The organism is Niallia sp. 03133 (genome assembly GCF_052663225.1).
On record NZ_JBQTCY010000007.1, the window covers coordinates 209,040 to 232,750 of the forward strand.

Annotated in this window: 21 protein-coding genes; 8 read left to right on the plus strand and 13 right to left on the minus strand. The window is 34.7% G+C overall.

Annotated elements, in window-relative coordinates:
- Window positions 1-66: 66 nt before the first annotated feature.
- From ACTYBU_RS11970 to ACTYBU_RS11980, 3 genes are read right to left on the minus strand one after another with little or no spacing between them, the layout of a single operon-like run.
- Window positions 67-669, minus strand: coding sequence for a methyltransferase domain-containing protein (locus ACTYBU_RS11970; RefSeq protein WP_445489985.1), 603 nt, complete (start codon window positions 667-669; stop codon window positions 67-69).
- A 19-nt stretch (window positions 670-688) separates the two neighbouring features.
- Window positions 689-2,272 (minus strand): response regulator, encoded by a 1,584-nt coding sequence (locus ACTYBU_RS11975; protein WP_445489987.1) that lies wholly within the window; start codon window positions 2,270-2,272, stop codon window positions 689-691.
- Window positions 2,269-4,092, minus strand: a complete 1,824-nt coding sequence (locus tag ACTYBU_RS11980; RefSeq protein ID WP_445489988.1) for a sensor histidine kinase — start codon at window positions 4,090-4,092, stop codon at window positions 2,269-2,271. Before ACTYBU_RS11980 ends, ACTYBU_RS11975 begins: the two co-directional genes overlap by 4 nt.
- A gap of 503 nt (window positions 4,093-4,595) precedes the next feature.
- On the opposite strand from ACTYBU_RS11980, the gene ACTYBU_RS11985 reads away from it, so the two are divergent.
- From ACTYBU_RS11985 to ACTYBU_RS11995, 3 genes are all read left to right on the plus strand, one after another.
- Window positions 4,596-5,468, plus strand: coding sequence for a carbohydrate ABC transporter permease (locus ACTYBU_RS11985; protein ID WP_445490086.1), 873 nt, complete (start codon window positions 4,596-4,598; stop codon window positions 5,466-5,468).
- On the plus strand, window positions 5,468-6,295 hold the full coding sequence (locus ACTYBU_RS11990; protein ID WP_445489989.1) for a carbohydrate ABC transporter permease: 828 nt from the start codon (window positions 5,468-5,470) through the stop codon (window positions 6,293-6,295). Before ACTYBU_RS11985 ends, ACTYBU_RS11990 begins: the two co-directional genes overlap by 1 nt.
- Before the next feature lie 95 nt (window positions 6,296-6,390).
- Entirely contained in the window at window positions 6,391-7,695 is a 1,305-nt protein-coding gene (locus tag ACTYBU_RS11995; RefSeq protein ID WP_445489990.1) for an ABC transporter substrate-binding protein, read from the plus strand.
- Between the two features lie 645 nt (window positions 7,696-8,340).
- On the opposite strand, the gene ACTYBU_RS12000 is transcribed toward ACTYBU_RS11995, so the two are convergent.
- Window positions 8,341-9,363, minus strand: a complete 1,023-nt coding sequence (locus ACTYBU_RS12000) for an NAD-dependent epimerase (protein ID WP_445489992.1) — start codon at window positions 9,361-9,363, stop codon at window positions 8,341-8,343.
- A gap of 145 nt (window positions 9,364-9,508) precedes the next feature.
- Window positions 9,509-10,105 (minus strand): RIO1 family regulatory kinase/ATPase domain-containing protein, encoded by a 597-nt coding sequence (locus tag ACTYBU_RS12005; protein ID WP_445489993.1) that lies wholly within the window; start codon window positions 10,103-10,105, stop codon window positions 9,509-9,511.
- Between the two features lie 277 nt (window positions 10,106-10,382).
- Here ACTYBU_RS12005 and ACTYBU_RS12010 point away from each other — a divergent pair, with 277 nt between their 5' ends.
- The 3 genes from ACTYBU_RS12010 (at window position 10,383) to ACTYBU_RS12020 (ending at window position 13,121) form a co-directional block, all read left to right on the plus strand.
- Window positions 10,383-10,850, plus strand: coding sequence for an NUDIX hydrolase (locus ACTYBU_RS12010; RefSeq protein WP_445489994.1), 468 nt, complete (start codon window positions 10,383-10,385; stop codon window positions 10,848-10,850).
- Window positions 10,851-10,855: 5 nt separating this feature from the next.
- The gene (locus tag ACTYBU_RS12015) at window positions 10,856-11,944 is read left to right on the plus strand and encodes a glycosyltransferase (RefSeq protein ID WP_445490088.1); all 1,089 of its coding nucleotides are present in this window, start codon (window positions 10,856-10,858) and stop codon (window positions 11,942-11,944) included.
- 364 nt (window positions 11,945-12,308) lie between these two features.
- The gene (locus ACTYBU_RS12020) at window positions 12,309-13,121 is read left to right on the plus strand and encodes a HipA family kinase (RefSeq protein ID WP_445489996.1); all 813 of its coding nucleotides are present in this window, start codon (window positions 12,309-12,311) and stop codon (window positions 13,119-13,121) included.
- Window positions 13,122-13,320: 199 nt separating this feature from the next.
- Here the strand turns inward: ACTYBU_RS12020 and ACTYBU_RS12025 are convergent, their stop codons facing one another.
- Window positions 13,321-14,538 carry an MFS transporter gene (locus ACTYBU_RS12025; RefSeq protein ID WP_445489997.1) on the minus strand — a complete coding sequence of 406 codons (1,218 nt, stop codon included), beginning with the start codon at window positions 14,536-14,538 and terminating at the stop codon, window positions 13,321-13,323.
- 694 nt (window positions 14,539-15,232) lie between these two features.
- Between ACTYBU_RS12025 and ACTYBU_RS12030 the strand changes: the two genes are divergently transcribed.
- The gene (locus ACTYBU_RS12030; protein ID WP_445489999.1) at window positions 15,233-16,045 is read left to right on the plus strand and encodes a DUF418 domain-containing protein; all 813 of its coding nucleotides are present in this window, start codon (window positions 15,233-15,235) and stop codon (window positions 16,043-16,045) included.
- Window positions 16,046-16,293: 248 nt separating this feature from the next.
- Here the strand turns inward: ACTYBU_RS12030 and rlmD are convergent, their stop codons facing one another.
- The 3 genes from rlmD to ACTYBU_RS12045 all read right to left on the minus strand — a co-directional run bounded on the left by rlmD (window position 16,294) and on the right by ACTYBU_RS12045 (window position 19,792).
- Window positions 16,294-17,661, minus strand: a complete 1,368-nt coding sequence (gene rlmD / locus ACTYBU_RS12035) for a 23S rRNA (uracil(1939)-C(5))-methyltransferase RlmD (RefSeq protein WP_445490001.1) — start codon at window positions 17,659-17,661, stop codon at window positions 16,294-16,296.
- Window positions 17,662-17,848: 187 nt separating this feature from the next.
- On the minus strand, window positions 17,849-18,784 hold the full coding sequence (locus tag ACTYBU_RS12040; protein ID WP_445490003.1) for a diacylglycerol kinase: 936 nt from the start codon (window positions 18,782-18,784) through the stop codon (window positions 17,849-17,851).
- A gap of 456 nt (window positions 18,785-19,240) precedes the next feature.
- The gene (locus ACTYBU_RS12045; RefSeq protein ID WP_445490004.1) at window positions 19,241-19,792 is read right to left on the minus strand and encodes a GNAT family N-acetyltransferase; all 552 of its coding nucleotides are present in this window, start codon (window positions 19,790-19,792) and stop codon (window positions 19,241-19,243) included.
- Between the two features lie 74 nt (window positions 19,793-19,866).
- On the opposite strand from ACTYBU_RS12045, the gene ACTYBU_RS12050 reads away from it, so the two are divergent.
- A complete protein-coding gene (locus ACTYBU_RS12050; protein WP_445490006.1) occupies window positions 19,867-20,124 on the plus strand; it encodes a hypothetical protein in 258 nt (85 codons plus the stop codon).
- Window positions 20,125-20,218: 94 nt separating this feature from the next.
- On the opposite strand, the gene ACTYBU_RS12055 is transcribed toward ACTYBU_RS12050, so the two are convergent.
- The 4 genes from ACTYBU_RS12055 to ACTYBU_RS12070 form a co-directional block, all read right to left on the minus strand.
- Complete coding sequence (locus ACTYBU_RS12055) at window positions 20,219-21,148, minus strand: hypothetical protein (RefSeq protein ID WP_445490007.1); 930 nt, start codon at window positions 21,146-21,148, stop codon at window positions 20,219-20,221.
- Between the two features lie 335 nt (window positions 21,149-21,483).
- On the minus strand, window positions 21,484-22,572 hold the full coding sequence (locus tag ACTYBU_RS12060) for a hypothetical protein (RefSeq protein WP_445490008.1): 1,089 nt from the start codon (window positions 22,570-22,572) through the stop codon (window positions 21,484-21,486).
- Entirely contained in the window at window positions 22,572-23,045 is a 474-nt protein-coding gene (locus tag ACTYBU_RS12065) for an anti-sigma factor family protein (RefSeq protein ID WP_445490009.1), read from the minus strand. The genes ACTYBU_RS12060 and ACTYBU_RS12065 overlap by 1 nt, the downstream gene beginning before the upstream one ends.
- On the minus strand, window positions 23,042-23,587 hold the full coding sequence (locus ACTYBU_RS12070) for an RNA polymerase sigma factor (RefSeq protein ID WP_445490090.1): 546 nt from the start codon (window positions 23,585-23,587) through the stop codon (window positions 23,042-23,044). Before ACTYBU_RS12070 ends, ACTYBU_RS12065 begins: the two co-directional genes overlap by 4 nt.
- Window positions 23,588-23,711: the final 124 nt, after the last annotated feature.

The following is a 23,711-nucleotide window of genomic DNA, read 5'->3' on the forward strand; positions in this document are numbered from 1 at the left end:
ATTTTATTAGACATTTTCATCAATTATATACACTTGTAGAGATAACAGATTAAACGTTTCATAGAATTAGATTGTTTCATAAATAAGAAATTTCTCATATTCATCTTGTGGATGCTCCTCAAGTAAATAGACAGCTTTTTTTCTAAATGAAGCATGATTGTCTAAATAATACTGATAATCGGTAGATGCATAATATAAAATTACTTCTATACGTCGCTTGTTTTCATCGATTGAGTGTAAGATATTATTGATTACTTTTACAAAAATCGGAAAAGAAAAAGGATTAAAAAAGTAGAAGTGACTATCTAATGGATGTATAGCATAGTCCTCTGCTTTACAAAGATGAAAATGGATTTTCTCTTTGCCGCTTTTCCTCTTTTTACAATAGCTATCCCTATTTTTTAATGCTTCGTAATAAAAAACTACATTAAATTCCACACCAATAACCGTTGCTTGAAAAAAGTAGTGAAGGAAAAAATTCAGCCTCCCTTTCCCACATCCGAAGTCTACAATTCGATCATTCTTCTTTATTTCATATTGATCAAAAAGCCTGGTTAAATAGTGATAAGGTGTCGGTTCATATCGATGGTACTGAAAAGATTTATTAAAGCCCCTTTGTTCCTCTTGTGTCTGGATATGAAGCAAACCCTCATAATACTTGTCATCCATCTATGATCCCTCCATTTTTTTACTTTTGCATCTCTTTTAAGTGATCCCGATATTCATTAGGTGTAAGCCCCGCTGTTTTTTTAAACACTTTTCGAAAATATTTATCATCTTGGTAGCCAACCATCTTCGCAATATCATAAATTTTCAACTTGCTGTTTTTTAATAAATTTTTTGCTTTTTCTATTCGCACATTTACTAAATAATCACTAATATTCACTTGAAATTCCTGTTTAAATTTACGGGAAATATACTCTCTGCTTATATAAAAATGCTCGGATAATTCCTGAAGCTTCACATCACGATGAAAATTCCCCAATAAATATTTTTCAATTTCACTCATTATATTCGTCTTTTTCTTTTCGGCAATTCGCTTAATAAAAACCATCATTTCCCGCATTATTTTCTGCTTATATGCCTCTATATTAAAAGTACCATCTTTATTTAAAAATAATGCCATTCTTTGTTCCATATCTGTATACGTTTTTTGGGGGATTTGATAATCTTTGTACCATCTTTGGCTGATTACCAAATATTCATTTTCCAATTGGTTCAGCTGTTGTATGGACAAGTACTGTTCACTTGTATAATCCTTTATTATTTGTTCCACCAATTCTGACACCAGCTTCCGGTCCCCAGATTGCACGGCTAATTTTATATCAGCCGAATAAGCCATTAAGCTTTTTAAACTTGGCACATCCGTTTCTTTTTTGCAATATACCCTTATTTTCTTTTTTTCTAATAGATTACTGCCTAAAAGTATTTGTTTTGCCTCTTCATACGACTTACTTAACATACTGCTGTCCTTTACTGGATTCCCTGAGCAAATGGAGCAGGAAACTTCAAGAAACTGATATAATGTATCGTAAATTTGTGTCAGAGATTGAATAATCATTTCCCTGTCTGCCCAATAGATAATGACTATTTCCCCTTTATTGGATAAATAACGAAAAGCAATTCCCAAATTCCTATTTGTTAGCAGCTCATTTATTACATTTAGAATAGAAAAATACGTTAAATCACGGTCATTTCGAAAAGCTTGCAATATTTTTCCGTTAATTTGGACTAACGCAATCGTATAATTTTCTGCTAAAGGGATTCCCAATTCATTTTCTAAATCTTCTTTTATCACATTGCTATTCAAAAATTGGGTAAGCACTCTGTCACGATATATCGGTTTCATTTGATTTATTAATTGGTAATTGCTCATCTTCTGCTTTCTATCTGACTCTTCTTTTATCCATTCTTGCACCACATTTTCTAATGCATGATTGAGTATCTCTGGATCTATTGGCTTTAATAAATAATCTGCACTTCCAAAATGGATCGCTTTACGCATATAATGATAATCATCGTAGCCTGTTACAACAATCGTCTTGCTGCTGGATTGATTTTCCTTAATCCATTTTAATAATTGGGTGCCATCTACTTTTGGCATTTTCATATCCGAGAAAATGATCTCTGGTTTGTATTTTTTTATATAATGGATTGCTTCTTCTCCATTACTCGCTTCATATATTTGATCTATTCCATTCTGTTCCCAATCAGCCAGCAGCTTAATTGCTTCACGAACATGTTTTTCATCATCAATAATCAAAGCTTTCATAAATACTTCACCCCACTTTGTAAGCTCTTTGGAATATAAATCAACACGGAAAAGCCTGCATTTAACTTGCTTTTAACTTCCATTCTGGCCTTATTGTTATAATAGATCTGCAGACGGTCATAAATGTTTTTTAATCCAATCGATTCTCTCCCTGCGGCTCCTCTGTTGTTTTCCTTCTTCGAAAATATTTCCTCAATTCGCTTCAGCTGTTGTTCCTCTACTCCGATTCCATTATCTGTGATCGAACAAACAATATCATTTTCTTCTACCCATGCTTCTATTTTAATAAGGAACTTTTTGTCCTGATGAATAAACCCGTGTTTAAAACTGTTTTCTACGATTGGCTGCAAGATCATTTTAGGTACTTGTATTGTTTCTGCTTCTTTCGTTACATGAATATGAAATTCAACCTGCTCCTCAAAACGCTGCTTTTGCAATACTAAATACGATTTAACATGTTTCACCTCTAATAAAAACGGCACGAAATCCTCCCGCATATTCATGCTGTACCTCATAATGTTGGATAAAGCCATTAATAAAGCATACACTTGCGCTTCCTTCGCTTTTAATGCCAAAGTACCAATGGACTGCAAAGCATTATATAAAAAATGCGGATTAATTTGGGAGCGCAGAACACGAAGCTGTGAAGCTTTGTTTTCAATATCTAATTTATATTCTCTTTCAATTAATGTATTGATTGTAGTGATCATTTTTTTAAAATGTTTTCCCAGCATGCCAATCTCATCATTTCCCAATGAATCAAAATCTGCCTGAAATATTCCTTTTTCCACCTTTTTCATATTTGCTATCAGCACTTTAATTGGAGCGGTTATTTTTATAGAAATAAAGAAGGTAGTTATTAAAACGATGGCAAGTGAAACTAATCCAATTAAGCAATTTGTAATTACTGTTTCACGTGCACTTTGATAAAGAACATTATATGGAATTCGTTTTGCTATATACCATTTCTTATCTTGAATATAAAAATCCTCAAACACGATGACGCCGGAAAACTCTTTATCTTCCCAATCCATGCTTTTTTTAGAAGTCTTCTTCTTTTGTATTTGTTGAAACCATTGGTTTTTATTCTGTTTGCCTATGTCGCTTTTATCAGAGGAATAGATAACCACATTATTTTCATTCATTATATAAAAATCCTCTTCTTTATCTGTATACAATCGATCCGCAATATCTTTAATTTTCGATAAATTAACATCAATGGATAAAAACCCCAGAAATTTTTCTGATGGAATTTCTCTTAGAATATTATGAAAGCTGATAACCATCTTTTTCTCTGATTCTGGAATAACGGATAAATTATTATAGCTATAAATTTCATGAGGCGGCTCTATGATAGAATAATCTTTATTTCCTTGCTTAAACAGGGCATAATATGGATGGGAAAATATATCCTTATATTCTCCTCGTCCACTTATTCGGGAATGATAATTCGTATAAGAGTTTCTGCCTTTATCTATATACAAATGCATCTGTTCTATCTCTTGCCTCGAATTAAATAAATAAGCAAGAGCTCTCGTAACCTCCGCTTGATTGGAGCTTAGGTTGTCTGAGATTCCACTTTTTAAGACCATCATAAATGGAGAATATCGATAAAGAACCGTTGCTATCTGCGCTACATCTTCTAAATAACTACGAAGCTCTTCTTCTCCTTTTTCTATTGAATCATGACTTGAAGAAACAAAACGTTTATTAATGGAATTGGTGGTTTCATAATAAGTGATTATGATTCCTGCACCAAATGGCAGAACCGCTGCCAACATTAAAAATATGATAAGTTTCTTTCGAATCCCCCACTTCATCCAATGTCCCTTCCTTTCTAAGTCATGCTGCCTCTTACCCTTATCAACTTCCATTAAACTAGCCTAAACAGCGAAAAATATACGCATTTTCTGCTTTTTCTCAGTATAACATGGATGCAGCAAGAAGCAGTTTCCCTTTATAATCCACGAGAGTGAAAAGAATAGCCTGCAGATTTTTCACGGTGAAACGGAGCGATTCTACCGCCTCCTCTGTTTGGAGAAACAACAAAACATAGAGCTTTAATAACAAGTTTATTTCATTTAATCACGCAATTTCGGCCCCCATTTCTTTTAAAATATTATTTTTTGTTATCAGATTGTTCAATATTTTCCACCCTACTTGTCAATGTAAACGGTTTCAATTCAATTCACAATTTATTATAGTACATATATAGGAGGTGGCGTTAATGAATAATCAAAATAACTTAGAGAAAGTAGAAAGTTCGGCCTTTATAACCAACAAAATAAGAAAGAAGAATACAACCCTTTCCTTTAATAAAAAAATGAAATGGAAGGACGCTGGTTTATTTACCTTATTTGTTGGACCTGTGTTCTTGGCATTTATGGTCGTTGTTCTTATTCCTTTTTTCTCAGGCATTTTTTATTCTTTTACTGACTGGAATGGAATTACAGGGCAAATTAAATGGGTGGGCTTAGATAATTTCATCTACTTGTTTACAGATGATAAACAATTTCAACAATCCTTTCTGTTAACGACAAAATACACAGTTATTGCTATTCTTTTTACCAACTTATTAGGTTTTTCCTTAGCATTATTGGTAACTCAAATGTTAAAAACAAGGAATATACTTCGCACCGTTTTCTTTATGCCTAACTTGCTGGGCGGTTTGTTATTAGGTTTTATCTGGCAATTTATTTTTGTTAAAGGTTTTGTTTCCATTGGTGAATTAACTGGCATTCCCCTTTTTCAACTTGCATGGTTAGGTGATGCTAAGACTGCTTTTTGGGGAATTGTCATTGTCAGTGTTTGGCAAGGTGCCGGTTATATTATGATTATTTATATCGCTGCATTACAAAACGTACCGCAAGAATTGATTGAAGCAGCAAAAATTGATGGAGCAAACAGATGGCAGATACTTCGTCATATTACGATGCCGCTTGTTGCACCAGCTGTCACCATCTGTTTATTCTTAACAACTGCTTCTTCTTTTAAAATATTCGATGCCAACCTTTCTCTTACAAATGGTGGTCCCTTTAAGTCCACAGAAATGTTAGCGCTTAATATTTATACAGAAGCTTTTGTAAACAATCGTTATGGCATCGGAGAAGCAAAAGCACTAATCTTCTTTATTGTGGTTGCTGCCATTACCATTATTCAAGTAACCATTTCGAAGAAGAGGGAGGTTGAATCCTAATGGGACATAAATATAAGGGCAAAACATTTATACTTGAAATATTCGCTGTCTTGCTTGGTCTTGTATTTTTAGTACCATTTTATTATGTCATATCCAACTCGTTGAAGCCTTTTGCAGAAATATTAACACATACTTCTGCGTTGCCAAGCGTTTTAAAATTTGAAAATTATATAAATGCATTTGAAAAACTAGATTTTCTAAAAGTGTTTTCGAATTCACTTATTATAACCATTGCAAGCAATCTTGTTCTTGTCGTCTTTTGTTCGATGGCAGCATATATGCTTGTTCGAACAAAAAAGAAAATCAGCAATGTAATTTTTATGACATTTGTTGCAGCGATGATTATTCCGTTTCAATCCATTATGATTCCTCTTATTAAAACAGCTGGAAGCTTGCATTTGCTAAACAGCCTTTGGGGACTTGTCTTTATGTACCTAGGATTTGGTTCTGGAATGACCATCTTCTTATACCATGGCTTTATTAAAGGCATTCCTGTGGAGCTGGAAGAAGCAGCTATCATTGATGGCTGTTCACGATTTGGCGTTTTTTGGAGAATTGTTTTCCCTTTATTAAAACCAATTACGGTTACAATTGTTATTTTAAATAGTTTATGGATATGGAATGATTTTCTATTGCCATCACTTGTCCTGCAAAATCCAGAACTAAGAACCATCCCGCTTGCAACATTCTTTTTCTTTGGACAGTATACAAAACAATGGGATTTAGCACTTGCCGCATTAATGATTGGAATTATTCCTTTATTAATCTTCTTCTTTACGATGCAAAGACATATTATTAAAGGAATCACAAGCGGTTCTATCAAATAATACGAACGGGATCAAACTCAGAGGCCATACGCTCATTTTGCTTGGTCTCTGAGATCCACATATAAAATTTTTCCTAAAACCAGGAGGGGAAACAAATGAGTTTCTTAAAGCTTAAAAAATATTCTCTACTAACAGGTGTACTAACTGCTTCACTAATTTTTGCAAGCGCTTGCTCAGATGAAACATCAGGAAATAAAAACAACAGCGGCAGTAAAGATGGTAAAGTAGTAGTAGATATCTTTAACGGAAAAGTGGAAATTGCCGATCAATTGAAATCTTTAACAGACAGCTACACAAAAGAGCATCCTGACGTTACGTTTAATATTGAAACAGTTGGTGGCGGGGCAGATGGTGCAGCCGCATTAAAAGCGAAATTTGCATCAAATCAAGCACCGGATATTTTCGGCAACGGAGGCTATCAAGAGGCGTTAACTTGGTTGGATAAACTAGAAGATTTATCAGATCAGCCTTGGGTAAAAGATGCATACGAAAGCGCTCTAAAACCAATGACAGTGGATGGAAAACTGTACGGCCAGCCTGTCAATTTAGAAGGCTATGGTTATGCCTACAATAAAGCATTATTTGAAAAAGCTGGCATTACAGAACTGCCAACTACTTTCACTGAATTAGAAGCTGCAGCAAAAAAACTAAAAGCAGCGGGCATTACCCCATTCTCCAACGGTTATGCTGAATGGTGGGTATTAGCGAACCATGGTTTAAATGTTCCATTTGCCTACCAGGATAATGCAGATCCTTCCTTTATACAAGGATTAAATGAAGGAAAATCTAAAATTGCAGGAAATGAATATTTTAATGATTATTTTAAATTATTAGATTTAACATTGAAATACGGCAATAAGAATCCTTTAACAACAGACTACAACACACAGGTTACATTGTTTGCAAGCGGTGAAGCAGCAATGATTCAACAAGGCAACTGGATTCAGCCTATGTTAGATAAGATCTCTCCTAACATGGAAGTCGGCTATATCCCAATGCTGCTTAATGATGATAAAGCAAAAGCTGATAAATTAATGGTTGATGTACCAACAAACTGGGTTGTTCACAAAGGAGCACCTGCTGCAGACAAAAAAGCAGCGTTGGATTTCTTAAATTGGATGGTTACTTCTGACATTGGCAAAACAGCATTAGTAAAAGACTTCAAATATATTCCAGCATATAAAACAATTGAAGCAAGTGCTGAAGATATTGGTCCTTTAGGTGCTGCTATTCAAGAATACTCAAAAAATGGAAAAACGTATTCTTGGCAGTTTATGAAATATCCTGATGGCGCTGGACAAGAATTTGGTGCAAGCATCCAGGCATATGTCGGCGGCCAAAAATCAAAAGATGAAGTAATGGAAGCTCTTGATAAAACTTGGGCTAAATTAAAAAAATAACATTTCAAACACAACTAGCAAGTCCTTTATGTATCCCCCAAAAAGGTTTCTTTTTGGGGGACTACTAAACAAAAAACATCGAATTCATAAAACATAAATAAAGTTTTAAAGAATTTGTGTTTATTTTGTCATAGTTTAGTCATAATTATTGGGTATGATATTCATATGGTAAGCAAATAACTTTTTCAAGTTCCCCCTTGAAAATATAGCATTCCCCATATCCAGCGTTAAGCTGGATTTTTTTTTGAAAGATAAGAAAGTATAAAATTTTTGAAGTTAGACTAGTGTCTAGCTCCAGCGCCCTATCGACTTCAACGCTTCCCTCAGCTCGCTTGCGTAGTCAACATCGACGCTTGCGCTCTTTGTGTTTCCTTTATCTCACTTAAGGTACACAAATTAAGAACGCCACATCCTTATGTCTTCGTTTGTGTGATCCACATCCTGTGGAACTCAGCTTTTTCCGTCGATGAGCAAGGGCGCTTGCGCTTTTTTTAGTTAGAAAAAGATTGTCGATAATGGAAAAATGATTATTAACAATGAGGTGCTAGCAAGAAAAATGCCTATTGAAGATTATTTTTCAAAATAAAAGGGGAATTGCATAATCGGGTATTATCTGTATCTGAAAAAACTTATTATACAATTGAATCAGTTTTTTTCTTCATCACGATCTAAATCATAAAACTCTTTATACCAATCCACGAATTTTCCAATTCCTTCATTAATGGTAGTTTTCGGTTTAAATCCTATATCTTCTTCTAAATCCTGAACATCTGCATATGTGATGGGAACATCACCTGGCTGCATTGGGAGAAATTCTTTAAGCGCTTTTCCCCCTATTTTCTCTTCTATAACAGAAATAAATTGCATAAGTTCTACCGGTTTGTTATTTCCAATATTGTAAATCTTATATGGGGCATTGCTTGAAATAGAAGGTAATTGGATTCGTTCTGGTTTTTTTTCAAGTATACGAACAATTCCTTCCACAATATCATCTATATAGGTAAAATCTCTCTTCATATTGCCAGAATTAAATACTTGAATTTTCTCCCCATTCATAATTGCCTTTGTAAATTTAAAATAGGACATATCCGGTCTGCCCCAAGGACCGTATACGGTAAAGAAACGTAATCCTGTAGTTGGCAAATCGTATAAGTGACTATATGTGTGGGCCATTAATTCATTCACTTTTTTTGTTGCTGCATACAAACTTACCGGATAATCCACATTATCACTTGTCGAAAATGGTATTTTCTTATTAGCACCGTATACAGAACTTGATGAAGCGTATATTAGGTGCTCAATTTGATGAAGATGACTACATTCCAATATATTCATAAAGCCAATAACATTTGATTGGATATAGGCATATGGATTTTCTAAACTGTAGCGAACCCCTGCTTGCGCAGCTAAATTAATAACAATGTCTATATCATTTTGAGAGAAGATTTTTTCCAGCTCTTCTTTGTCTTCAATGGAAGATAATACAAAAGAGAAATTTTTATGCTTTTTTAATAAATTTAATCTAGCATGCTTTAAATCAACATCATAATAACTATTTATGTTATCTATTCCAATAATATTGTAATTATCTAGTAGCAATCGGTTTGATAAGTGAAATCCAATAAACCCTGCGCATCCCGTAATTAATATTGTTTTAGAGAAAGTCATCTAACTTTGTCCCTCTTTTCTTTATCACCATTAATATTGTAATAGCAATCAATCCCTTTCATTATTTCTGTTGTAATCCGTTATACTCGCTTGTCCAAAACCAGTTTTTATCGGTTCAAATGAATGAAAGAATGCACTTCTTTCTTTATAACATCTTAAAATTAATATTTTTCTGCCAATCTTCATATGATTCTGGATCGATTTTTTTTGCTTGTTCTAAGAATTTGTCCAATAAACCCAATTTTTTCAGATCAAGAAACATCTTCGGATTATACGGATCATTCATCGTGAGGCCATCTGAATGATCAATCGCTTTCAGCACATTTCCTTCTGTAACAATAAAATGTCCAATTGAAGTCTTAATCCTAATAAATCCAACACGCTTTAGTTCCTTTCGTATTCTTATGATTTGTTCTGTAAACGATTCAGGTATATTTTTTGCCTTCTTTAAATAATCTTTTAAATTGGTGCCTTTTAAATACTCCATAATGACATAGTTTGAGCCAACCTCGTAAACCTTTGGAACAATATCAAGATCCTTCGCTGCTTCTAGTGCACTCCCTTCTTTTTCTGCTGCATTTGGATTCACATAAATTTTTACGCACCGATCTTCACTAATCTGAAAAACTGCACCTTGGCTTCCTTCCCCAATTGGTTTCAATTTGGTCGGATTGTCAATAAGAAGTTCTTTTTTACCGTTCTTCTCTATTCTTTGAACGTTAATTAATGTAAAATCATTCATCTAATCTATCACCTTTTTCTTTTTAGAATCCCCATTTCTATAATATGAAATATTCGATTAACTGCTCTAGATTAATATCTTTATACAGAAAAACGGGTATTCCCCTGTTTCTTAACCTAAGACGAAAAGAACTTCTTTCAATAAATTGTATAAATATATGTCTTTGTCCGTTTCAAATCTACTTCCGTTTGAATCTAATATTAATGAAGAATTTACAAATAATTTACATTTAATAATTTAATAGTAGGAGGCATTTTATCACGAAAGGAGTCATAAGATGGGATACATTGAAAAATTACGGGAGATCGTCGGAACTAGACCTTTAATTCTTACTGGAGTCGTCGTTTTGGTTATCGATCAGCACCACCGATTTCTGATGGTACAATCAGATAATATGTGGAAATTGCCAGGCGGCTTTATAGAAATGGGAGAATCTGCAGAAGAGGCCGGAAGACGTGAGGTATTGGAGGAAACAGGAATAAACATCGGCAGCCTTCAATTAATTGGCGTTTTTTCAGGTGATGAATATTTTACGAAGCTCCCTAATGGTGATGAATACTACCCTGTTACCATTGCTTACGTAACAAATGACATACTCAGTGGGGATTTAAAACCTGATAATATCGAAACGCAAAGGGTTCAATTTTTTAAATGGTCCATTTTTCCAAAAGATTTAAGTTATCGAGATCGCAAAATATTAGAAAGTTTTATTGAAAATTTGATTTTAGAGGGAAGAAGGGATTGAAAGTAGTGAAAACAATTGCTTTTTATATTAGAGAACCTTTTAAAATAAATCAAGGATTCATGTACAACCAAACCTATAGATTGAATAAGTATCGGGCTATTATAATAGGATTTTTCCCAAATAGCAACAATGATTTATTTCAGTATAAACATTATTATAATTTGAGTGAAATGAAAGATTTATCAGCATTCTTTAAGGAGCAAAATGTGGTGGCGATTCATGCACATCAAGGGAAGCATTCCCTCGATATTTTACCCACAGCTGTAAAATATGATATTCCTTTGATTGTCCATTTTCGAGGCCGCGATTCTTCTGCTCAAACAGAAAAGAGATACCAAGAAAATAGCAAGCGATATTCATCATTAGTAAAACAAGGATCTGGTTATTTTGCGGTTTGCCATTTTCTTGCTGAAGAATTGAAGAAATTAGGATTTCCTGAAGACAAAATACATGTGTTATATGGCGGTCTGGACTTAAATTTATACCCATATATGGAACGTTCCCTCCCTTTGGAAGGGGAAATCAGAATCTTGTCGGTAGCCAGACTTGTTGAGAAAAAAGGATTTCCTACACTTTTGAAGGCTTTTCAAAAAATCCATGCTGATTACCCGCGAACTACACTTCATATTATTGGGGCAGGCAAAGATGAAGAAAAGATAAGAAATTTCATTGATAAACTTCAATTAAAAAATCATGTTTTTCTTAGAGGAGCAATGGATTCAAAGCAAATTTCGAAAGAGTTAAGAGATGCTCATCTCTTTTGCCTTGCCAGTGAAACTGGGGCTGATGGCGATGTAGAAGGCATTCCTAATTCATTAAAAGAAGCAATGGCAAGCGGTTTACCAGTCATTTCCACCTTTCACGCAGGAATTCCGGAATTAATTGAGCACAAAAAAACAGGATTCCTAGCTCCGGAAAAAGATGAAAAAAAATTGGCAGAAGGGATAAAATACTTCTTAGATCATCCATCTTTATGGAAAAATTATACGCAGCTTGCAAGACAGGTTATTGATGAGAAATTCGATTTAAATAAGCAAATCATGGAACAACAAAAATTATACGGCTTAATTGAACAAAATAACAAAAAAAATTAACATGAAATTCATTGCACAATCAAACTATCAAGTTAAATTAGAGCAATTGTTGAAAGATTATTAGGTGCTATCCATTCTTTTAGCTCTGGTAAAATATATGTCGTTAATTAAAACTAACCGACATAAGAAGAAACAAAGAATAGAGTATGTGAACCTGTAGTCGTTGAATTAGCCATACTTCCTTCCATTCAAATGTTCACTTAAATCCCGTTCAGATAAATAGAATACCCTGCCATAACATTTTTAAGAATACAAAATTCACTTACATCGTGTCATCGATTAATACATTAGTGATCTATATTATAAAAAAGGAAAAAAGCAAGGAATAATGAAGACAAACACATGTAAAGGAGATAAATGTTATATGAAAAATAGTGTAGACTTTGAGAAACAGGATTTGTATCCTGTTAAATATGTACAAGCATTAAGAGGCGGAACAGCTCATGTTATCCTTTTCAGCGATGGTAAAAAATATGTCGTAAAGTGGAACGGTACGAATAAAGATAGAGGAAAAGAAGTGGTCAATGAATATGTGATCGGCAAATTAGCCGAGCTCCTTTCCCTTCCTGTTATCCCCTTTGAACTTGTATATATACCGCAAGAATTTATAAAAAAGACTCCTGAATTACACTCCAAAAAATTCAACTATTCTTCTGGATACCAATATGGCTGTGTTTTTATTGAAAACTGTTTGGTATTCGAGGATGTAACACAAAACCTTCCCACTAGGGCAGACATACAAAACCGAGATATGCTTGCAGGAATAACTGTATTCGACCAATGGGTCAATAACACGGATCGGGGTACAATGAATGTAATTTTGGAACCTTTAAGTGACAGCAGCTACTATGTCCATATGATTGATCATGGAAGATGTTTTCCAGGTCGATACAAATGGTCTGCTCAAACGCTTACCGAGAAGCCAGAATACAACTTCCATTGGCCATTTTATATCTGGGCATTTTCTCTTCTCGATCCTAATGAGCTTACATCGTTTATAGCAAAAATTGTAGATTTGCCAAACGAGTCGATCTACGAAGTTATCCAAACCATCCCTAAAGAGTGGAATTTGAGTAAAGAAGATAGCGAGGCCCTCTACCAGTTTCTTTTAATACAGAAAACCAACTTGCTAGAAATTGTAGATAGCATCATCCATTATCATAGCCCTATGAATTAAAACGCCAGATGAGGATCCATTTTCATCACTTTTAATAGAAAGCGCATGAAGCCTTCCTTTTACATTTATACATTCACTTTCGAATCTCTCTATTAAACCGAGCTTTCTATTGAATAAAGGGAATCCATTGCATCGAATATCACGATATATTGGATTCCCTTTATTTTTAATTTACATTATTCTTATTTAATAATGTGGACTAAGCAATTTTTTCTACGGAAGTATTGGACTGTTTAGCCTTTAGACTAAGCATAACGATAAAGGACAAACAATATAAAAGTGCCAGATAAGTCATTGCTACAGTCATATCATAGCTTTGCAAAATATATCCGACAAGAATTGGCGACAGTCCGCCTAATGCCCTTCCAAAATTAAAAATAGTATTTGTAGCAGTGCTTCGAATTTGAACAGGATAATAGCTGCTTATTAATGCTCCATATCCAGCAAACATACCATTTGAAAAGAATCCGACTATGGCACCGCCAATTAAAACACCTGCACTGCCTTCCGCATAGGAATATAAAAACACAGCTGCTGCAGAGGCAAGCAGGAAAATTCCGTAGGCACTCTTTGCCCCAAACCTATCCATAAATCGGCCAAATGTCAGCATTCCGACAATCATTCCAACTGCCGTACTGATTGTCCATAAAGCAGAACCAGAAACAGACAATCCTTGTGATTTTTGAAGCATCGAAGGCAGCCAAATCATCAAACCGTTATAGCCGGCTATTTGAACAGTTGCCATGAGCGCCAATGCAATTGTTGTAAAGGCTACTCTTGGTGAATGAAACAGCTGCAGTAATTTCCCTTTTTCTTTCGATTGTTTTTTACCAGCATTTTTTTCCTGCTGGCTTGCAATCCATTGTGGTGACTCTTCCAAATTTTTTCGTACAATAAAGGCAAAAATAACAGGAAGCACTCCTACGAAAAACAACGCTCTCCAGCCCAATGAAGGTAAAATGACTGCACTAAGAAGTGCTGCAAGTATAACGCCATATTGTGCACCAACGCTTACATAAGAAGAGGCTCTCCCCTGTTTGTCCTTTGGCCATGCTTCTGCAACAAGAGCCATTCCAATGCCATACTCTCCACCAGCACCAAGACCTGCTATAAATCTGTATAAATACACTTGTTCCACATTTGTTGCAATACCCGTTAATGCAGTACCGATTGCAAACAAAATAATCGTATACGTAAAAACTCGCACTCTCCCAAATTTATCAGCTAAGATACCGAAAATAACGCCGCCTATAAGCATACCGATATTGGTAATAGAAGAAATAAGTCCACCTGTAGTTAAATCAATCTTAAATTCTGCAATAATCATAGACATGGCAAAAGAGATAAACATAATATCCATGCCCTCTAATGTTAAACCTGCAACTGATGCCGTAACTGTTTTATTACGATAATTCACGTTTTTCCACCCTCCAGTATATTCTTCCTGTACTAAATTCTCTTTACCTTGTGAAGGAATGAAGATATATCATGAATAATAATAAAATATCCCATTCTCTTTTCAAGCCTCACTGGACTTCATTTAAAAGAGCTTTAATATAAATTTGTTTAAAAGAAGCGAAAAACTTAAAGAATATAGTAAAACCTTACTCCCACTTCCATCACTTCTCCAACCATTAGCGCTTCTCTTTTGCACAAAATAAAAAATCCTTTTGTCTTAGAGGACAAAAGGACATAAGTATACTAAGATAAAAAACAACAAAATTATCCAGCGGTCCTTTTCGGTCTCTCTGTACCGTAATTAAAGGAATATTTCATTTTCATTTATACTAGCATGATAAAACATAGGATTCAATAACAAATTTACTTTCTTGTTAAGAATCTATTAGCAGGAATGCTGTAAGTCCACCATATTTTCATATGAAAGACAAACTTTTTTCTTATTTATTTACCATAATCTCCTCTTAAAATACTATATATCTCTAAATCTACAATGCCTTTCCCAGACCATAACGCTACTGAGACTCGAAGATAAAATGAACGCTTCCATTTAAAATATCACTTCCATTAAGAACTATTTAGAAAAGAGTTTTCAAAGTCCTTTTACTTTTAATTGCTTTCATACATATTGTCTTTTTTTGGATGGGGATATTTTGAATACATATGCCTTTACAGGATTTTGGCTGCTTCTTTTTTATAAACGGAATCCCAAAACGATTTTGATTTGGTCCATTGTGCTGTTGATGCTAACTGAGCTACTTGCTATATTAGGTTCATTCATAGAGACAACCGAATCCGTCAGCTTCATCGTTCCAGCCTTTAATCAATTTGATGGCTGGTCTGAGCATGCATATAATAGAATACTCTTTTTTTTGAAGTACCATGTTCCTTCTAATATTGTTCTTTTCCCAGAAATTTCAGGCTTATTTTTACTAGGATTGTTTGTAGGAAAAATAGAACTTATCCAGCGTGTGCGTGAGTTAAGAAAAAACATCCGCACAATTCAGATAATCGCGTTCCTTTTAACCATCCCAAGCTGGATCATGCTTTTTGTCCAATCTACTCCAACAAGCTATAACTCGATGGAAAGCTATGTTTATGTTATAACAAGCGGGAAAACATTATCGATCTTTTATGTGGCTACATTATTATTATTGCTTGAAAAAGAAAGATGGCAAGCGTTCTTGTCTCCTGTTGGATACGTAGGTCGAATGGCTTTAACGAATTATTTAGGTCAAACCGTTGTAACTACAACCTTATTCGCTCTTTTATTTGATAATACGGCTGAAATTACGCTATGGCAATCCGCTATTTATTGTTTTGCTTTTTATACGCTGCAAATCTTTTTCAGTAAATGGTGGCTATCTCAATACCAATTTGGTCCGCTTGAATGGTTATGGAGAATCGGGACATATGGAAGAGTTCCGCCTTTAAAAACGAAGGATTTGGAGAGAGTGGTTAATTAATTAAATTTATCTTATGAAAACCTGAATAGGCTACAGGTGTTTATTCCCCTAAAAATCTACAAAAATAGAGAAGAGTTACGAAAGTACAATTAGATCAATACGTAAAAAATACTCATATTGACCTAATAGGAAGAAACCCCTATATTTTGAAAATACAAAAAGGTTCTCTTGAATTAAACAGGCAGCATCATCTCTCTATATCGAGAAATGATGCTGCCTTTATTAGTTAGCTCTCATTTTTCACCTGATTAAATCAACTTTAATTGAGCCACACACTCCACATGCATCGTCTGAGGAAACATATCCACAGGCTGCACTTCAAGTGTTTTGTAGCCTCCGTCTTCCAAAACACGCAAATCTCTTGCTAATGTCGCTGGGTTACAGGATACATACACTACTTTTTTCGGTCTCATTTCTATAATTGTCTGCAGCAACGCTTCGTCGCAGCCCTTCCGAGGTGGATCTACTACTAATACATCCGCTTCATTTCCTTCTTTATACCAATTGGGAATAACTACTTCTGCTTCTCCAACGGCAAAATCCACATTGTGGATATTATTTAGTTTGGCATTTCTGTGGGCATCGTCTATTGCTTGTGGAACAATTTCGACGCCAAATACTTTTTTCGCTTTTTTGGCAAGGAAAAGAGAAATGGTTCCAATGCCGCAATAAGCATCAATAACGCTTTCTTCTCCTTGTAATCCTGCATACTCAAGCGCTTTTTCATAAAGAACCTTTGTCTGCTCTGGGTTTACTTGATAAAAAGAGCGAGCTGATATGGCAAATTTCACGTCGCCTATATAATCTGTAATCGTTTCTTCTCCCCAAAGCACTTTTGTTGTATCGCCCATAATAACATTCGTTTTTTTGTTATTCACATTGTGGATAATTGATTTTAATCCAGGGATGCTTTTTGCTATTTCATCCACTATTTTATTTTTATTCACAAGCTCATTTGTTCGGGTTATCAATACAACCATCATTTCTCCCGTCACTAAACCGCGCCTTGCCATAATATGACGCAAATCGCCTTTATGCCGGCCTTCATCGTATGCACTCACACCATATTTATTGCATATTTCTTTTACTTTTTTAATTACATAATCATTCTCTTCTTGTTGAATAAGACATTCTTCCATATTGATAATTTGATGGGAGCGCTGTTGGTAAAAACCTCCGATCAGGCCGTCTTCCTGCTCGCCAATAGGAACCTGAACCTTATTTCGGTAGCGCCAAGGTTCTTTCATTCCGAGCGTTGGATGTACAGTCGTATTAATTTTGCCAATTCTCGTTAATACATCCTGCACCTGTTTATGTTTGATTTGCAACTGCCCTTCATAGTTTAAATGCTGAAGCTGGCAGCCTCCGCATTCTTTATAAATAGGACATGGCGCTTCTACTCTGTATGGACTTTTTTTCTGCAGTTCCAGCAAACGGCCAAATCCATAATTTTTATTTGTTTTCACCACTTTTACTGTAGCTTTTTCTCCTGGCAGCCCATTGGGTATAAACAAAGGATAGCCATCCACCTTTGCCACGCCGGAGCCATCATGCGTTAAATCTTCAAAAATTATATCTATAATATCGTTCTTTTGAACAGGTAATGTTCGACTCATATGCTTCTTCCTTTACATATTGGTTTCCATAATAAGAGACAACGAAGAAAATTGTAACATAAATTCTATTAAAAAGGCTTCTATTTTAGGAAGTATTTTATGAAGGAGCTTGTTGAATGTACAGCCGGGGCTTGTCTTTTAACTATAAAAGAATGAGCTATTTTTTCTTACAGCTCATTCTAGGGGTTTATTTCTCGATCATTGTAATCTTTTCCGGATTATCTTCATCCCGAATCTGATCAATTGGAACAAACACTTCAAAGTGGCGATATAAATTAACAAATTCTGCCGGAAGCATTCCTCCTAATTCGCCATCAAGATTTAATTGCACCGTTTCATTGGATGTAATTTTTATATGATTGGCATTTGCATAAATAACGTTCGGATCATTAACATGCTCTCCGCGGATAGCAAGTGTAGCAATACGGATAAAATCTGCCAGATTTGCTTTTTTTAAGATAAGCAGGGAAAACAGCCCATCATTAATAGAAGCACCAGGAGCCAGTTTCTCAAATCCGCCGACAGAGTTGGTTAACCCGACTAAAAAGAGCATAACTTCCCCTTCAAACAGTTTTCCATCGTATTCTATCTTAACATTTGTCGCCTTTAAAAAAGGGAGCATTTCAATACCTTTTAAATAATAGGCAAGTTGTCCCAACATTGTTTTTAGTTTGCTTGGCACTTCATATGTCAACTCTGTTAAATGACCGCCGCCAGCAATGTTAATAAAATATTTGCCGTTAATTCTGCCAATATCCATTGGAATGGTATCGCCTTTTGCTATAATATCTGCAGCAGCTTCTATATCTCTTGGAATATGTAAAGCTCTTGCAAAATCATTTGTAGTGCCTACGGGAATAATTCCTAGTTTTGGTCGGTATTTTTGTTCTGCCAATCCGTTTACTACTTCGTTAATGGTGCCATCTCCACCAGCTGCAACCACTAGATCATAACGCCTCTTTACTGCGATCTTTGCAGCCTTTGTAGCATCTTCAGGTCCGGTTGTTGCATGACAGGATGTTTCATATCCTGCGTTCTCTAATTTCTTTAACACTTCTGCTAAATGCTTCTTAAAAGCTTCACGACCTGAAGTAGGATTATATATAATTCTAGCCCGTTTCATATCCATCATCCTATTTTTCAAGATTTCGATCCATACTACCAATTTACATCATATACGATACTTATATCTTTAGGCAATATTTAGAAGCAATCAGTGATGCTTCTTTTTAAAAAGTAAACTTCCATCAGTGAGGGTTTTTCCTCATCCCCACTGATGGGTGGTTAGTTGCACTTATCGGACCTTTACGGGCTGTCATCCCCCACCTATCTTCCTCGATTTCTCGGCATCCCCGAGGTGGGGGTCTTACAGCCCGTTAAGCGTGGGATAAACATAATAAACATTTATTTTCTTCTCCATTATTCCCTTTTCTTTCTTTTCTCAACCGTGTTTGTTTGAATGCAAAAGGGTATTGGCATAGAGAGGTTGTCAATTCCTTAATGCTCCCTTCGGTCCGCTTTCGGTTGACAATCGCCAAATATGACAGCACTTCTTTTACGAGTACTATAGCCTTGTCCTCTAACCCTTTTCATTAAACCTTCCCATTAAAATGGTGTTATAGTAATTCCCGTCAGATAGAACTTTGTCCTTTTTTAAAATACCTTCTACTTCAAACCCATATTTTTCATATAGCTTTATAGCTTTGTCATTAGTTTCGAGAACACTCAAATTTACTTTTTTAATTCCATTTAAGTCAGCCCAATGAATAGATTCTTTTAGAAGGTTTTTTCCTATTCCATATCCCCAATATTCTTTTAAGACACAGACACCAAATTCTACTTTATGAGAAAATCTTTTTAATTTGTTCCCTTCACATCTGGAAAAACCTACAATTCTCTTATTAACTTCAACAACTAAAAATAAGTTACTACTACTTTCTGTATCATCCCTTATTATTTGTTTAAAATCTGATTCATCTATGTATGCCTCGCCCTTTTCTCTATCTAAATTTTCTGTTTCACCATCTATCTGCAATCTTATTTTAGACAAGTTTTTCGCATCCTTTTCTAGTACAGACCTTACAATATAACTGAAATTTTCAATAAAAAATTCTTTTGGATTAACTCTCATTACATTTCCTCCCTATTTTTTTATTGAACCCGTTAATTAAAGATTAAAAAAGGCATTTCTAAGATTCATATCAAATGTTTTTTAACGAGGTAATAGATTTGAAAAACGATATAAAAACATATTCCAGTAAAGATGTTGCAAAGCGACTTTCAATAGAACCAGTCACCGTTAGAAAATACTCTCAAATGCTTGAAGATGAAGGTTATTCTTTTAATAAGGCTCTTTACTGTGAAAATAAAAAAGAACATATTTTTTCTGTCCATCTAAAAAAACCACCTTCAAGCCATTTTTTCCGCCTATTTAGGAGGAACTTTTCCTGTCAAAAATTTTAAACAAACGTTTGATTAAATCACTTTAGAGGCGCTGCACTGCTGTTTTGGACAAAGAAAGGGGGCATCACTTTTTGGATGCCCAACTTTCTCTATTTTATTGGTTTATTAGGTTTAAACTCCCACTGTTAACTATGTTGATGACAGCATTCTGTTTGCCTTTTACATAGCTTGCTTCTGTTATGGCATCCAGTTCATCTGAATCTTCCTTAACTGTATTGGTATTCTTCCAAATAACGTTTTCACCATCTAAAATTTCTGTGTTTTTGACAATTACTTGAACATTGTCTGTATCTGCTAGGGTTAAATCAAGGGAAGATGCATTCGATATACTCCAATCCGTTTGCAGATTTCGGGGATTAATGGATAAATCATCATTTTCGCCTATAATTTCAACTTTTACATCTGTAGGAATTAGAATGGTTGATTGGATGGTAGAATAAGAAGATGAAAACCCGCTTGAACGAATTGGCAAATCTTTTAGATTGATATAAACCGTATCACCTTTTTCATTTACTAGGACATAATCTTTCGGTTTTTTTAATATTACTTTATTATCTGTACTAACTGTACGATATGTACCAAATAAGGAGATCTTATTTTCATTGGTTCCCTCAATCGCAATAGGACTTCTCTGCCCTTCCGTATCCACCACAATTCTCTTTATCTCATTCTTTAATTTATAATCAAATGATGGCAATTCCATTGTTATTTCTTCTTTTGTAAATTCCTCTTCCAAAGCAGTAATCAAGCCAGTAGATTGCAGAAATACCATTGCTATCCCAGCTGTTCCGATTAAACCGACTATAATAATGCTGAATAAGTCGAAATTCAAATATGGCTTCTCTTGTTTAGCTGTAAACAAATATAGAAGTATTTCGATTCCAAGTACAACCAAAATGAATGGCCACCAGACTTTTAATACAGTAGTCAATTCCCAATTTAAAAATTGCGATAACAATAGAAAGATACCAAGAAAAAGAAGTGACAGCCCCATTGAAAAAGTACCAACACGCCATGTTCTCATTTTTTGCCTCCTTTAGCTGTATTATATTATATTATATTAAAACTTTTATAATATGTTAAAATTTAGATAATTATTAGTTAGAACGAAACGCTTGCCATTTATCCCACTCTTAACGGGCAGTAAAACCCCCGCCTCAAGATTCCGAGAAATCGAGGAAGATAGGCGGGGGATAACTGCCCGTAAAGGTCCGATAAGTGCAACTAACCATCAGTGGGGGATAAGGAAAACCCCCACTGATGGAAGTTTACTTTATGAAAATACGTTCCTCTAGTTCTTTTTTTCTTTTTAGAATCGGAATCAAACAAAGCAAGCGTTTCTTGAAATTTCGTAATAATTTATTTATTTTTTTCTTTCTTTCCCATTAATAAACGTGCTCCTCCAAAAATGAGAATGAGGCAAACAAGTCCTGTTTGGAAATATTGATAAAATAAAAATTGCAGATCGATATTATATAGATTATTTAGTTTTGGTGCTAATGCAGGCAAGACGATATTAGAAAATAAATAATATACTCCAAGCAGCACTAAACCAATACCAATCCATTTTTGATGGTTAATTAAATAGGAGATGACTGGTGTGTCCTGTAATGGCTGCTCTTCTCCTGCTTTTGATGCTTTTTGTAATCCATCAAAAAAGCTGTAAAACCAAATGAGCGGAATTAAAAATAAGAAAATTCCTAATCGTAATTCATTTAAAATGAAAACAGAGAATAAAAATGCTGCCATTAATTGAATCCCACGCTGCTGCAAGCCTAAATATAAATGGCCAGCTCCAGGGAAAATAGATAAAAAAGTGGCAATAACTTTACTTTTTTTGCCGTCTTCTCTATTTTTTTCAAAATCTTGAAAAATTGTTTGGTCCACTAAAACTTCTCCATTTTGCTTCTTGGTAAATTGCTGCATTGCGTCAAAAAAGCCGTAAACCCATATTACTGGCAGAATCGCCATAAATATTAAAAACTCACTTCGATTTGTTAAAAATGTAACAAAAAACACCATAATCCCAAGTCCTAAAAAGGAGGTTAATAATGTAATTCCACGGTACATTAACCCTAATTGAATATGTCCTAGCCCGGGAATAAAGGAAAGAACAATCGTATAAAAACGTTCAGATTCTATTGTATTTACTAAAATTGCTTCTCCATCTATATCTATTTTTTCAGTAGGCAATTTTCTCTTTAAATACCTGCTTGTTGTGATGAAGGTGTCAATTAGGCTGATTATATAAATGGTAAAGCCAAATAATACGATAAAGATAATTATTCCTCCATCTATATATGATCCTGATACAGCAAGAAGAATCGATAAAAAAGCTAATCCTAAAACAGCTGCACCATATAAAAAGCCTCTCACCTTCTTCCCGATATAAAACAAGCCACCTCCTGGGAAAAACGCTAATAAAAATGCGACAATCGGGTTTTTCATTACTTCTTTTCCTCCTTTTTGCTGCCTTCTAATTCATACATCCAAGAAAAAGTTTTATCTACAAATCCAACGGCTGCAGATTCCTTTTTTGATGGGATTTCTGCTTTTTGAATCGTTTCGGTATGTTGAATTATGGATTGAAAAACCCCTGTAGACATTAGAAATATTGTTGCCGCTGCTGCCAGAGTATAATGGAAAATAGAGGATTGATAAAAAGACTTTTTCTTTTTTTCTTTTACTTCGAGTATTGTTTCAACCTCTTCATTAGAAATTTTCCGCATAATTTGGTCGGTAAAAGCAGTTTCATCTGAGATAGCAGGAAGCATCGTTTCTTGTTCGGCCACAGCATTTACATATAAATCAAGACATTGATCACATGTATAAAGATGATCTTCTAAATGAATTCGTTCCTTTTCCACTAACTCATCATTTACATATTTCAACCACTGTTCAAAAGAATAATGTGTTGTCATAAAAAGTCTTCCTCCTTCCAATGCTTTTTCATCCAAATTCTTGCCCGATAAAGCTTCGTTTCAATCGTTTTCACTTGTACTTTTTGTTCAAGGGCCATTTGTTGATAACTTTTTTCAGCAATATAATAACCATAAATAACATCCCGATAATTGTCAGGCATTTCTTCCAATCTTTTTCGAACCAGCAGCCGCCGCTGTCGATTGACAACTTCTGTTTCTACCTCTTCTATTTTTGAATGCTGCAAATCCAATTCAACTATCTCTGAGATATCCTCTCTTCTTCTTTGCTGCTTCCTTTTTACATCGATTGCATGATTTACGGCTATTCTTGTTATCCATGTTTTAAAGCCTTGGTTCTCGTATTTAGGGAGAGAAGTATAGATTTTGAGAAAGACTTCTTGAGAAGCATCTTCTGCTTCTTTTTGATCTTTAAGGACACTATAAATAGCTCGAAATAAATCATTTCGATATTTTTCAACTAATAATCGAAAAGCATCATCATTTCCAGCTATTATTTTTTCAATAAGAACTTGATCATTAATCCTTCTCTCCCCCTTTCCAGACCGGCTTTACATACTAATAGACGATCGGAAAATGACAATCCCTACACTTAATGAAAAAAATTTTTATAAAGAGAGAAAGTTTTAATTTTGTATGCATAATCGA